This window comes from Nonomuraea sp. NPDC003727, assembly GCF_053586935.1.
Genome location: NZ_JBSFNE010000005.1, coordinates 1 through 12,444 on the forward strand (window position 1 = coordinate 1; position 12,444 = coordinate 12,444).

The 12,444-nt window shown below is 66.9% G+C and carries 10 protein-coding genes; all 10 read left to right on the plus strand.

Annotation, left to right across the window (positions count from 1 at the left end; all coding sequences use genetic code 11):
* On the plus strand, nt 1–740 hold a 740-nt coding region (locus tag ACWDLG_RS14185), incomplete at its 5' end, for a DNA-directed RNA polymerase subunit beta (protein ID WP_449919748.1).
* A gap of 14 nt (nt 741–754) precedes the next feature.
* Entirely contained in the window at nt 755–4,633 is a 3,879-nt protein-coding gene (locus tag ACWDLG_RS14190) for a DNA-directed RNA polymerase subunit beta' (RefSeq protein WP_449919751.1), read from the plus strand.
* A gap of 1,024 nt (nt 4,634–5,657) precedes the next feature.
* Nucleotides 5,658–6,029 carry a 30S ribosomal protein S12 gene (rpsL, locus tag ACWDLG_RS14195; RefSeq protein ID WP_354906488.1) on the plus strand — a complete coding sequence of 124 codons (372 nt, stop codon included), beginning with the start codon at nt 5,658–5,660 and terminating at the stop codon, nt 6,027–6,029.
* Between the two features lie 2 nt (nt 6,030–6,031).
* The gene (rpsG, locus tag ACWDLG_RS14200; protein ID WP_183650905.1) at nt 6,032–6,502 is read left to right on the plus strand and encodes a 30S ribosomal protein S7; all 471 of its coding nucleotides are present in this window, start codon (nt 6,032–6,034) and stop codon (nt 6,500–6,502) included.
* 87 nt (nt 6,503–6,589) lie between these two features.
* Nucleotides 6,590–8,638, plus strand: coding sequence for an elongation factor G (gene fusA, locus ACWDLG_RS14205; RefSeq protein WP_449920559.1), 2,049 nt, complete (start codon nt 6,590–6,592; stop codon nt 8,636–8,638).
* A gap of 295 nt (nt 8,639–8,933) precedes the next feature.
* The gene (gene tuf, locus ACWDLG_RS14210; RefSeq protein ID WP_354906486.1) at nt 8,934–10,127 is read left to right on the plus strand and encodes an elongation factor Tu; all 1,194 of its coding nucleotides are present in this window, start codon (nt 8,934–8,936) and stop codon (nt 10,125–10,127) included.
* A 259-nt stretch (nt 10,128–10,386) separates the two neighbouring features.
* Complete coding sequence (gene rpsJ, locus ACWDLG_RS14215) at nt 10,387–10,695, plus strand: 30S ribosomal protein S10 (protein WP_012887830.1); 309 nt, start codon at nt 10,387–10,389, stop codon at nt 10,693–10,695.
* A gap of 14 nt (nt 10,696–10,709) precedes the next feature.
* Nucleotides 10,710–11,363: a 50S ribosomal protein L3 gene (rplC, locus tag ACWDLG_RS14220; RefSeq protein WP_354906485.1), complete on the plus strand. Its 654-nt coding sequence runs from the start codon at nt 10,710–10,712 to the stop codon at nt 11,361–11,363.
* On the plus strand, nt 11,360–12,007 hold the full coding sequence (gene rplD / locus ACWDLG_RS14225; RefSeq protein ID WP_354906484.1) for a 50S ribosomal protein L4: 648 nt from the start codon (nt 11,360–11,362) through the stop codon (nt 12,005–12,007). Before rplC ends, rplD begins: the two co-directional genes overlap by 4 nt.
* On the plus strand, nt 12,007–12,354 hold the full coding sequence (gene rplW / locus ACWDLG_RS14230; protein ID WP_354906483.1) for a 50S ribosomal protein L23: 348 nt from the start codon (nt 12,007–12,009) through the stop codon (nt 12,352–12,354). Before rplD ends, rplW begins: the two co-directional genes overlap by 1 nt.
* Nucleotides 12,355–12,444 lie beyond the last annotated feature (90 nt).

Here is a 12,444-nt window from a genome sequence, read left to right on the forward strand (position 1 = left end):
AGGTCCTGGAGACCCACCTCGGGTGGATCGCCGCCAGAGGCTGGGACATCTCCGGCATCGAGGAGGCGTGGGCCGAGCGGCTGCGCGACAAGGGCTTCGGCCGTGTCGAGCCGCGCACCAACGTCGCCACCCCGGTGTTCGACGGTGCCCACGAGGAGGAGATCGTCGGCCTGCTCAGCAACACCATCGCCAACCGCGACGGTGACCGCATGGTGCAGGAGACCGGCAAGGCCAAGCTGTTCGACGGCCGCTCCGGCGAGCCGTTCCCGTACCCGATCTCGGTCGGCTACATCTACATCCTCAAGCTGCTGCACCTGGTCGACGACAAGATCCACGCGCGGTCGACCGGTCCGTACTCGATGATCACCCAGCAGCCGCTGGGTGGTAAGGCGCAGTTCGGCGGCCAGCGCTTCGGTGAGATGGAGGTGTGGGCCCTCGAGGCCTACGGTGCCGCCTACGCCCTGCAGGAGCTGCTCACCATCAAGTCCGACGACGTCCTGGGCCGCGTCAAGGTCTACGAGGCGATCGTCAAGGGCGAGAACATCCCCGAACCCGGTATCCCCGAATCCTTCAAGGTCCTCATCAAGGAAATGCAGTCACTGTGCCTGAACGTCGAGGTGCTGTCCAGCGACGGCATGTCGATCGAGATGCGCGACACCGACGAGGACGTCTTCAGGGCGGCCGAGGAGCTCGGTATCGATCTGTCCCGGCGCGAGCCGAGCAGCGTGGAAGAAGTCTGAGGGGGAGATAGCACATGCTGGACGTCAACTTCTTCGACGAGCTCCGCATCGGCCTTGCCACGGCCGACGACATCCGCCAGTGGTCGCACGGCGAGGTGAAGAAGCCCGAGACCATCAACTACCGGACTCTCAAGCCGGAAAAGGACGGGCTCTTCTGCGAGAAGATCTTCGGCCCGACCCGCGACTGGGAGTGCTACTGCGGTAAGTACAAGCGCGTCCGCTTCAAGGGCATCATCTGCGAGCGCTGCGGCGTCGAGGTCACTCGCGCCAAGGTGCGTCGTGAGCGGATGGGCCACATCGAGCTGGCCGCGCCGGTCACCCACATCTGGTACTTCAAGGGCGTTCCCTCGCGCCTTGGCTACCTGCTCGACCTGGCCCCGAAGGACCTGGAGAAGGTCATCTACTTCGCGGCCTACATGATCACGCACGTCGAGACCGAGCTGCGTGACCGTGACCTGCCGTCGCTGGAGGCGAAGATCTCCGTCGAGCGGCAGCACATCGAGCAGCGCCGTGACGCCGACATCGAGGCCAGGCAGAAGAAGCTCGAGAGCGACCTGGCCGAGCTCGAGGCCGCCGGCGCCAAGGGCGACCAGCGCCGCAAGGTCCGCGAGGGCGCCGAGCGCGAGATGCGCCAGCTCCGCGACCGGGCCCAGCGCGAGCTCGACCGCCTCGACGAGGTGTGGAGCCGTTTCAAGAACCTCAAGGTCCAGGACCTCGAGGGCGACGAGATGCTCTACCGCGAGATGCGCGACCGCTTCGGCCGCTACTTCAAGGGCGGCATGGGCGCGCAGGCGATCCAGGAGCGGCTGATCAGCTTCGACCTGGACGCCGAGGCCGAGAACCTGCGCGAGACGATCCGCAGCGGCAAGGGCCAGAAGAAGGCCCGTGCCCTCAAGCGGCTCAAGGTCGTGTCGGCGTTCCTCAACACCACCAACTCGCCGCGCGGCATGGTGCTCGACTGCATCCCGGTCATCCCGCCGGACCTGCGCCCGATGGTGCAGCTCGACGGTGGCCGGTTCGCCACCTCCGACCTCAACGACCTCTACCGTCGTGTGATCAACCGGAACAACCGCCTCAAGCGACTTCTCGACCTCGGCGCGCCCGAGATCATCGTGAACAACGAGAAGCGGATGCTCCAGGAGGCCGTCGACGCGCTGTTCGACAACGGCCGCCGCGGTCGCCCGGTCACGGGCCCCGGCAACCGTCCGCTGAAGTCCCTCAGCGACATGCTGAAGGGTAAGCAGGGCCGGTTCCGCCAGAACCTGCTGGGCAAGCGAGTCGACTACTCCGGCCGTTCGGTCATCGTCGTCGGCCCGCAGCTGAAGCTGCACCAGTGCGGCCTGCCCAAGCAGATGGCGCTGGAGCTGTTCAAGCCGTTCGTGATGAAGCGTCTGGTCGACCTCAACCACGCGCAGAACATCAAGTCGGCCAAGCGGATGGTCGAGCGCGCCCGTCCCGTGGTGTGGGACGTGCTCGAAGAGGTCATCACCGAGCACCCCGTGCTGCTCAACCGCGCGCCCACGCTCCACCGTCTGGGCATCCAGGCGTTCGAGCCGCAGCTGGTCGAGGGCAAGGCCATCCAGATCCACCCGCTCGTCTGCACCGCGTTCAACGCGGACTTCGACGGTGACCAGATGGCCGTGCACCTGCCGCTGTCGGCTGAGGCCCAGGCCGAGGCTCGCATCCTGATGCTCTCGACCAACAACATCCTCAAGCCGGCCGACGGCAAGCCCGTGACGATGCCCACCCAGGACATGGTCATCGGCCTGTACTGGCTGACCACGCAGAAGGACGACGCGGTCGGCGAGGGCCGGGTGTTCGGCTCGGTGGCCGAGGCCCAGATGGCCTTCGACCGCCGCGAGCTGGAGATCCAGGCCAAGATCCAGATCCGGCTCGCCGGTGACGTCCAGCCGCCGCGCGGCTGGTCGGCTCCCGAGGGCTGGGAGGCAGGCGACCCGATCCGCCTGGAGACGACGTTCGGCCGGTGCCTGTTCAACCAGACGCTCCCGAACAACTACCCGTTCGTCAACTTCCAGGTGGGCAAGAAGCAGCTGTCCGCGATCGTCAACGAGCTGGCCGAGACCTACCCCAAGGTCGAGGTGGCCGCCTCGCTCGACGCGCTCAAGGACGCGGGCTTCCGCTGGGCGACCCGCTCCGGCGTCACGATCTCGATCGACGACGTCGTCGCGCCGCCGCGCAAGGCCGAGATCATGGAGAACTACGAGCGCCGGGCCGACAAGGTCCAGCGCGAGTACGAGCGCGGTCTGATCACCGACGAGGAGCGCCGCCAGGAGCTCATCGAGATCTGGACCCACGCCACGGCGGACGTCGAGACCGACATGGTCAACGCGTTCCCCGCGACGAACCCGGTCTGGATGATGGTCAACTCCGGCGCCCGCGGTAACAAGATGCAGGTGCGTCAGATCGCCGGTATCCGTGGTCTGGTGTCCAACACCAAGGGTGAGACGATCCCCCGGCCGATCAAGGCCTCCTTCCGCGAGGGCCTGTCGGTTCTGGAGTACTTCATCTCCACCCACGGTCAGCGGAAGGGTCTGGCCGACACCGCCCTGCGTACCGCCGACTCGGGTTACCTGACCCGTCGTCTGGTCGACGTGGCCCAGGACGTCATCGTCCGCGAGATCGACTGCGGCACCGACCGCGCGGTCCCGCTGCACGTCGGCGAGCGCGACTCGGCCGGCAACCTGGTCAAGGCGGAGAACGCCGAGTCCAACGTGCACGGCCGCATCCTCGCCGAGGACGTCGAGGTCGACGGCAAGATCATCGCCGCGACGGGTGTCGACATCAACGACACCCACGTCACGGCGCTGGTCGAGGCCGGCATCGAGACGGTCCGCACCCGCAGCGCGCTGGTGTGCGAGGCGAAGATCGGGGTCTGCGCGACCTGCTACGGCCGCTCGCTGGCCACCGGCAAGCTCGTCGACGTCGGCGAGGCGGTCGGCATCATCGCCGCCCAGTCGATCGGTGAGCCCGGCACCCAGCTGACGATGCGTACCTTCCACACCGGTGGTGTGGCGGGTGCCGACATCACCCACGGTCTGCCCCGTGTCCAGGAGCTGTTCGAGGCGCGCATCCCCAAGGGTGTCGCCCCGATCTCCGAGGCCGAGGGCCGGGTCCGCATCGACGAGACCGACAAGACCCGCAAGGTGGTGATCGTCCCCGACGACGGCTCGGAGGAGGTCGCCTACCCGGTGTCGATGCGCTCGCGTCTGCTCGTCCAGGACGGCCAGCACGTGTCGGTGGGCACCCAGCTCATCGCCGGTGCGGTCAACCCGAACGAGGTCCTGCGCATCCTCGGCCCGCGTGCGGTGCAGCTGCACCTGGTGGCCGAGGTCCAGCAGGTCTACCGCTCGCAGGGTGTGTCGATCCACGACAAGCACATCGAGATCATCGTTCGGCAGATGCTCAAGCGCGTCAACGTGCTCGAGTCCGGTGACACCGACCTGCTGCCCGGCGAGCTCGTCGAGCGTCCGCGCTTCGAGCAGCTCAACCGCGAGACCGTCGCCGAGGGTGGCGGCCCCGCCGCCGGCCGTCCGGTCCTCATGGGCATCACGAAGGCGTCGCTGGCCACCGAGTCGTGGCTGTCGGCGGCCTCCTTCCAGGAGACCACCAGGGTCCTGACGGACGCGGCGATCCACGCCAAGTCCGACTCGCTCCTGGGCCTGAAGGAGAACGTCATCATCGGTAAGCTCATCCCGGCCGGTACGGGTATGCCCCAGTACCGCAACATCCGGGTGGAGCCGACCGAGGAGGCCAAGGCCGCGATGTACACGGTCGGCGGCTACGACGGTTCGGCCGCGGACTACACCTTCGGCACCGGCAGCGGCGAGGCCGTTCCGCTGGAGGAGTACGACTTCGGTCAGTACAACCGCTAGGCGATCAGCTAGCCGGAACGCCCCGTGTCCTGTCCAGGACGCGGGGCGTTCCCGTTTTTTCGCCAGATGTTCCGCTGTCCGTCACCGACGACCGGCTCTTCCCGCACGGCGCGTCCCCTGTCATGACGACCCGTCACCGCCGGATGGGTGTCCCGCAGGGCGGGGTCCTCTTCCCAGGGGACGCCCGGCCGTCGCATCTGCCACCACCCGCCGTCCCGCACGGCGGGGCTCTCTCCCGTGTCGAGGGGGCGGCAGCCGCGCCCCACGGCACGACCAGCCCGCCATCGCCAGGGAACGCCCCGCACGGGGCGGCCGTACGTCACGACCAGCCCGCCATCGCCAGGCCTTGCCACGGGGCGGGTGTCCGCGCGTGGTGGGAACTCTTCCCGGGAGGGCCATGGCCGGCCGCGGCGGATCCGTGTGGCGGGGGTTCTCTTTCGGCGGCCGGTGCGGGCCGCCCGGGTTCCCGCTGGTCCCGGCGGTGCAGGCCGACCTCCGGTACGGCAAGCCGCCCCACGCGCCACCCTCCGCACGGGGCCGGGCTCTGCTGAGGGATACGCGTCACCGAGCGCGCGTGGCCGGGGTGCGTCACGGAAGGCCGGACAGGCGAGACGACGTCGAGGGGGGCGCGCTTGCCGTACAGAAGGGGAAAACGTGTGGTGGAGAAGGGCCGGACAACTCGAGTGTTGCGGGTAAGCTAGACGAGGGTCTGATAAGGCCACGGCACGAATGTACGGTCACACTGGCAGTGACCGGTCGCAGTCGTTTTGACGTGCTGCGCTGGGGTGGGTAGTCTTGCCCTTCGTGCCCGTGGGTTCACGGGCCCTCATGCATGCGCTCCGACAGGCTGCGCGGCATGGTCCCTCTCCGGCGTTCGATGACGCGGGGGCTCGTGGCTCGACAGAGCGCGACACGCCCGACCGCGTGGGTCGGCGGGAGGGGAAAACCAGCAGGTCATGACACCGGCAGTACCTGCGAAACGCTCAACGTACGTATTACCGGCCAAGGCACGAACGGAGTGGCAGTGCCCACTATTCAGCAGTTGGTCCGCAAGGGCCGGCAGGACAAGGTCACCAAGACCAAGACTCCTGCCCTCAAGGGGAGCCCGCAGCGTCGCGGCACGTGCCAGCGCGTCTACACCACGACTCCCAAGAAGCCCAACTCGGCACTGCGCAAGGTGGCCCGTGTTCGGCTCACCAACGGCATCGAGGTCACGGCCTACATCCCCGGTGTGGGTCACAACCTGCAGGAGCACTCGATCGTGCTCGTGCGTGGCGGTCGTGTGAAGGACCTGCCGGGTGTTCGCTACAAGATCATCCGTGGTTCTCTCGACACCCAGGGCGTTCGTAACCGCAAGCAGGCCCGCAGCCGCTACGGCACCAAGAAGGAGAAGTAACCATGCCTCGCAAGGGTTCTCCTGGCCGTCGTCAGCTCATGTCTGACCCGGTGTACAGCTCGCCGCTGGTCACCGCCCTGATCAACAAGGTACTTCTGGACGGCAAGCGCTCCATCGCGCAGTCGATCGTCTACGGAGCCCTCGAGGGCTGCAAGGACAAGACCGGCAACGACCCGGTCGTCACGCTGAAGCGCGCCCTCGACAACGTCAAGCCCACTCTCGAGGTCCGCAGCCGCCGTGTCGGTGGCGCGACCTACCAGGTGCCGGTCGAGGTGCGCGCCGCGCGCAGCACCACCCTGGCCCTGCGTTGGCTGGTGCAGTACTCCCGCGCCCGCCGCGAGAAGACCATGACCGAGCGCCTCATGAACGAGCTCCTGGACGCCAGCAACGGCCTCGGGGCGAGTGTCAAGAAGCGCGAGGACACCCACAAGATGGCCGAGTCCAACAAGGCCTTCGCCCACTACCGCTGGTAACAGCGGGTTCGACGAGACGACGAGGACGCGAGAGAAGTGGCCACCACGACCGCTCTTGACCTGGCCAAGATCCGCAACATCGGGATCATGGCCCACATCGACGCGGGCAAGACCACCACGACCGAGCGCATCCTGTTCTACACCGGCATCAACTACAAGATCGGTGAAGTCCACGAGGGCGCTGCCACGATGGACTGGATGGAGCAGGAGCAGGAGCGCGGCATCACGATCACGTCTGCCGCGACGACCTGCGAGTGGCTCGACCACACCATCAACATCATCGACACTCCGGGTCACGTCGACTTCACCATCGAGGTGGAGCGCTCGCTCCGCGTCCTCGACGGTGCCGTCGCCGTGTTCGACGGTGTCGCCGGTGTCGAGCCGCAGTCGGAGACGGTGTGGCGCCAGGCTGACCGCTATGGCGTGCCGCGCATCTGCTTCGTGAACAAGATGGACCGCGTCGGCGCGGAGTTCCACCGCTGCGTCGACATGATGATCAGCCGTCTGGGTGCGACCCCGGCTGTCATCCAGCTTCCCTGGGGTGTTGAGGCCGGCTTCAAGGGCGTCATCGACCTGGTGAAGATGAAGGGTCTGCTCTGGAGCGAAGAGGCTGCCAAGGGCGAGATGTACGACACCGTCGACATCCCGGCCGAGTACGCCGACACTGCTCGTGAGTGGCGCGAGAAGCTGGTCGAGACCGTCGCCGAGAACGACGACGAGCTGATGGAGCTCTTCCTCGAGGGCAACGAGCCCACCGAGGAGCAGCTGGTCGCGGCCATCCGCCGCGCCACGCTGTCCAGCGCCATCAACCCGGTCCTGACCGGCACCGCGTTCAAGAACAAGGGTGTTCAGCCCCTGCTCGACGCGATCGTGGCCTACCTCCCCGCCCCGACCGACATCCCGGCCTTCAAGGGCCACGCGGTCAACAACGAGGACGAGGTCGTCGAGCGTCACGCGGACACCACGGAGCCCTTCTCCGCGCTGGCCTTCAAGATCATGAGCGACCAGCACCTGGGTCGTCTGACCTACATCCGCATCTACTCGGGCACGCTCGAGACCGGCACCGGTGTCATCAACTCGGTGAAGGGCAAGAAGGAGCGGATCGGCAAGATCTACCAGATGCACGCGAACAAGCGCGAGGAGCGCCCGTCCGCGCACGCTGGTCAGATCGTCGCCGTGATGGGTCTGAAGGACACCACCACAGGTGACACGCTCTCCGACCCGGCCAACCAGGTCGTGCTCGAGTCGATGACGTTCCCGGCCCCGGTCATCAACGTCGCGATCGAGCCCAAGACCAAGGGCGACCAGGAGAAGCTCGGCACCGCCATCCAGCGTCTGGCCGAGGAGGACCCGTCCTTCCAGGTCCGCCGTGACGAGGAGACCGGTCAGACGGTCATCTGGGGCATGGGCGAGCTTCACCTCGAGATCCTCGTCGACCGTATGCGTCGAGAGTTCAAGGTCGAGGCCAACGTCGGCCGTCCGCAGGTCGCCTACCGCGAGACCATCCGCCGCAAGGTGGAGAAGGTCGATTACACCCACAAGAAGCAGACCGGTGGTTCCGGTCAGTTCGCGCGGGTCATCATCGACCTGGAGCCGCTGGGCGACGGCAACGACGGCTACGAGTTCCAGAACAAGGTCTCGGGTGGTCGTGTCCCGAGGGAGTACATCCCCTCGGTCGACGCGGGCGCCCAGGAGGCGGCCGAGTTCGGCGTGCTGGCCGGCTACCCGATGGTGGGCGTGAAGGTGACGCTGACCGACGGTGCGGCGCACGACGTCGACTCCTCCGAAATGGCCTTCAAGATCGCCGGCTCGATGGCCTTCAAGGAGGCCGCTCGCAAGGCCGACGCCGTGCTCCTTGAGCCGATGATGGCCGTCGAGGTCACCACGCCCGAGGACTACATGGGTGACGTCATCGGTGACCTCAACGGTCGCCGCGGGCAGATCCAGTCGATGGACGAGCGCGCCGGCGCCCGTGTCATCGCCGCGCTCGTTCCGCTGTCCGAGATGTTCGGCTACGTGGGTGACCTGCGCAGCCGCACTCAGGGCCGGGCGAGCTACAGCATGCAGTTCGACTCCTACGCGGAGGTGCCTCCGGGCATCGCCAAGGAGATCGTCGCGAAGGCCCGGGGCGAATAAGCTCCCGAGTCCCGATGGCAGAGGTGGGGAGGAGATCGTCGCCCCGCTGCCAAAGGGGCCCGGGGCGAACAGCCCTGGAGGCCCGATGGCAGAGTGGGCGGCGGTCGTCGCCCACCTTGCCGACGGGCCGGGGCGATGAGCCCGGAGACTCGCCGGTGGTCCGCCGCCGGAGAGGTCCGGGACACCCCGGTGTCCCTGGTGGGGTGGCGACGAGCCGCCCCACCGCCCAGGGGCCGGGCTAAACCCCGGGCCCGAGTGTGAAGTAAGTCAGTCAGATTCTCTAAGGAGAGAACCAGTGGCTAAGGCCAAGTTCGAGCGGACTAAGCCGCACGTGAACATCGGCACCATTGGGCACATCGACCACGGCAAGACCACTCTGACCGCGGCGATCACCAAGGTGCTCCACGAGCGTTACCCCGAGCTTAACGAGGCGACCCCGTTCGACAAGATCGACAAGGCGCCCGAGGAGAAGGCTCGTGGTATCACGATCTCCATCGCGCACGTCGAGTACCAGACCGAGAAGCGCCACTACGCTCACGTGGACTGCCCCGGTCACGCCGACTACGTGAAGAACATGATCACCGGTGCCGCTCAGATGGACGGCGCGATCCTCGTGGTCGCCGCCACCGACGGCCCGATGCCGCAGACGAAGGAGCACGTCCTCCTGGCCCGCCAGGTCGGCGTCCCCTACATCGTCGTGGCCCTCAACAAGGCCGACATGGTCGACGACGAGGAGATCCTGGAGCTCGTCGAGCTCGAGGTCCGTGAGCTGCTGTCCGCTCAGGAGTTCCCCGGCGACGACCTGCCCGTCGTTCGCGTCTCCGCTCTGAAGGCCCTCGAGGGCGACCAGAAGTGGGGCGACAGCATCATCGAGCTGATGACCGCTGTCGACGAGAACGTCCCCGAGCCGCAGCGTGACACCGACAAGCCGTTCCTGATGCCGATCGAGGACGTCTTCTCGATCACCGGTCGTGGCACCGTCGTCACCGGCCGTATCGAGCGCGGTGTCGTCAAGGTCAACGAGACGGTCGACATCATCGGCATCCGTCCGGAGAAGACCACCACCACGGTCACCGGCGTCGAGATGTTCCGCAAGCTGCTCGACGAGGGCCAGGCCGGTGACAACGTCGGTCTGCTCCTGCGCGGCATCAAGCGTGAGGACGTCGAGCGCGGCCAGTGCATCATCAAGCCGGGCACGACCACCCCGCACACCGAGTTCGAGGCCCAGGTCTACATCCTGAGCAAGGACGAGGGCGGCCGCCACACGCCGTTCTTCAACAACTACCGCCCGCAGTTCTACTTCCGTACGACGGACGTGACCGGCGTGGTGAACCTCCCCGAGGGCACCGAGATGGTCATGCCGGGCGACAACACCGAGATGCGCGTTGAGCTGATCCAGCCCATCGCCATGGAGGACGGTCTGAAGTTCGCGATCCGTGAGGGTGGCCGCACCGTCGGCGCCGGTCGCGTGACGAAGATCCTCAAGTAGCACGATCGCTGGGGCGGCGGTCGGCCCTCGGAAGGGGCCGGCCGCCGAACCACGAACCGAGCACCAGCGGCTCCACGCACAGCCGTGATCTCGCAGTCACTTCGGGAACGTGACCGAAGTAACTGCCGGATCACGGAAGAAACCAGCAGATCGATTGCGTCTGCTACGTGGGGTCAGCGGGCGGTCTCCGCTCGCACTCATAGCGGCCACAGGCCGCACGATACTTTTTCAGACGACAGCGAAGGACACCGAGGCCACTATGGCGGGACAGAAGATCCGCATCCGGCTTAAGGCCTATGACCACGAGGTCATCGACAGCTCGGCCAAGAAGATCGTCGAGACGGTGACGCGGACTGGCGCGAAGGTCGCGGGCCCGGTGCCGCTGCCGACCGAGAAGAACGTGTACTGCGTCATCCGCTCGCCGCACAAGTACAAGGACAGCCGCGAGCACTTCGAGATGCGCACGCACAAGCGGCTGATTGACATCATCGACCCGACGCCGAAGACGGTCGACTCGCTCATGCGACTCGACCTCCCCGCCGGCGTCGACATTTCGATCAAGCTCTGAGGGAACGCACTGACATGGCTAAGACGATCAAGGGCGTCCTGGGCAAGAAGCTCGGCATGACCCAGGTCTTCGACGCGGACAACCGGATGGTTCCGGTGACCGTGGTCGAGGCCGGTCCGTGCGTGGTGACCAGGGTCCGCACCGCTGACAAGGACGGCTACTCCGCCATCCAGCTCGGCTTCGGGCAGGTCGACCCCCGGAAGGTCAACAAGCCGCTCGGCGACTACCTGCGTAAGCACGACATCACCCCGCGCCGTTACTTCGCGGAGATCCGCACCGACGACGCGAGCGACTACACCCTCGGCCAGGAGCTGCTGGCTGACACCTTCGAGGCCGGCCAGTTCGTCGACGTGACGGGCAAGAGCAAGGGCAAGGGCTTCGCCGGTGTCATGAAGCGGCACGGCTTCGGTGGTCTGGGTGCCTCGCACGGTACGCAGCGCAAGCACCGCTCGCCGGGTTCCATCGGTGGCTGCGCCACCCCGGGCCGCGTTTTCAAGGGTCTCCGCATGGCCGGTCGGATGGGTAACGTCCGCACCACCGTGCAGAGCCTCAAGGTTCACGCCGTGGACGCCGAGAAGGGCCTCATCCTGATCAAGGGTGCGATCCCCGGCGCCAACGGCAGCCTGGTCCTCGTCCGCACCGCTGCAAAGAAGGGGGCTGCCAAGTGACCAGCATTGACGTCCTCGACGCCAGCGGCGCGAAGACCGGCTCCGTCGACCTGCCCGAAGACATCTTCGGCGCCAAGGTCAACATCCCGCTGATCCACCAGGTGGTCGTGGCCCAGCTCGCCGCTCGCCGGCAGGGCACCCACAAGGCCAAGACCCGTGGCGAGGTCAGCGGTGGCGGCAAGAAGCCGTACCGCCAGAAGGGCACCGGTCGCGCCCGTCAGGGTTCGACCCGCGCTCCGCAGTTCGCCGGTGGTGGCACCGTCCACGGTCCGCTCCCGCGTGACTACTCGCAGAAGACGCCCAAGAAGATGAAGGCCGCCGCCCTGCGTGGCGCCCTGTCCGACCGGGCCTCCGGCGGTCGCGTGCACGTGGTCAGCGGCCTGGTCAGCGGCGAGACGCCGAAGACCAAGGCGGCTCTCGAGTCGCTGCGCAAGGTCACCGACGCCAAGACCGTTCTGGTCGTGGTCGGCGAGACCGACGAGCTGACCTGGCTGAGCCTGCGCAACGCGCCGGAGGTCCACCTGCTGGACGCCGGTCAGCTGAACACCTACGACGTGCTCGTCCACGACGACGTGGTCTTCACCCAGGAGGCCTACGACCAGGTTGTCGCGCGGCTGAGCCAGGGCGGGAAGGAAGACGCCTGATGGAGAACCCGCAGAACGTCCAGACGGCCGAGCGTAAGGGCCGCCTGGAGAGGGTTGCCGACCCGCGCGACGTCATCATCAAGCCGGTTGTCTCCGAGAAGAGCTACGGCCTGATCGACGAGAACAACAAGTACACGTTCCTGGTGAAGAAGACCGCGAACAAGACCCAGGTCAAGATCGCCGTCGAGCAGATCTTCGGGGTCAAGGTCACCAGCGTGAACACCATCAACCGGCAGGGCAAGCGCAAGCGCACCCGTACCGGCTTCGGCAAGCGTCCCGACACCAAGCGCGCGATCGTGAGCTTGGCCGAGGGCGACCGGATCGACATCTTCGGTCAGATCGGCTAGCCGATAACCAGCAAGTAAGCGCAGGCCGTACGGCCCGCGGGGGATGAGACCGCCGTGCGAAAGCGCGGCGGGCTCACCCATGTAACCGAC

Bases quoted from the DNA above. Each gene is read 5' to 3' on its own strand.
- rplW (WP_354906483.1), top strand. From the start codon at position 12,007: ATGGAGAACCCGCAGAACGTCCAGACGGCCGAGCGTAAGGGCCGCCTG.
- rpsG (WP_183650905.1), top strand. From the start codon at position 6,032: ATGCCTCGCAAGGGTTCTCCTGGCCGTCGTCAGCTCATGTCTGACCCG.
- fusA (WP_449920559.1), top strand. From the start codon at position 6,590: ATGGCCCACATCGACGCGGGCAAGACCACCACGACCGAGCGCATCCTG.
- rpsJ (WP_012887830.1), top strand. From the start codon at position 10,387: ATGGCGGGACAGAAGATCCGCATCCGGCTTAAGGCCTATGACCACGAG.
- rplC (WP_354906485.1), top strand. From the start codon at position 10,710: ATGGCTAAGACGATCAAGGGCGTCCTGGGCAAGAAGCTCGGCATGACC.
- ACWDLG_RS14190 (WP_449919751.1), top strand. From the start codon at position 755: ATGCTGGACGTCAACTTCTTCGACGAGCTCCGCATCGGCCTTGCCACG.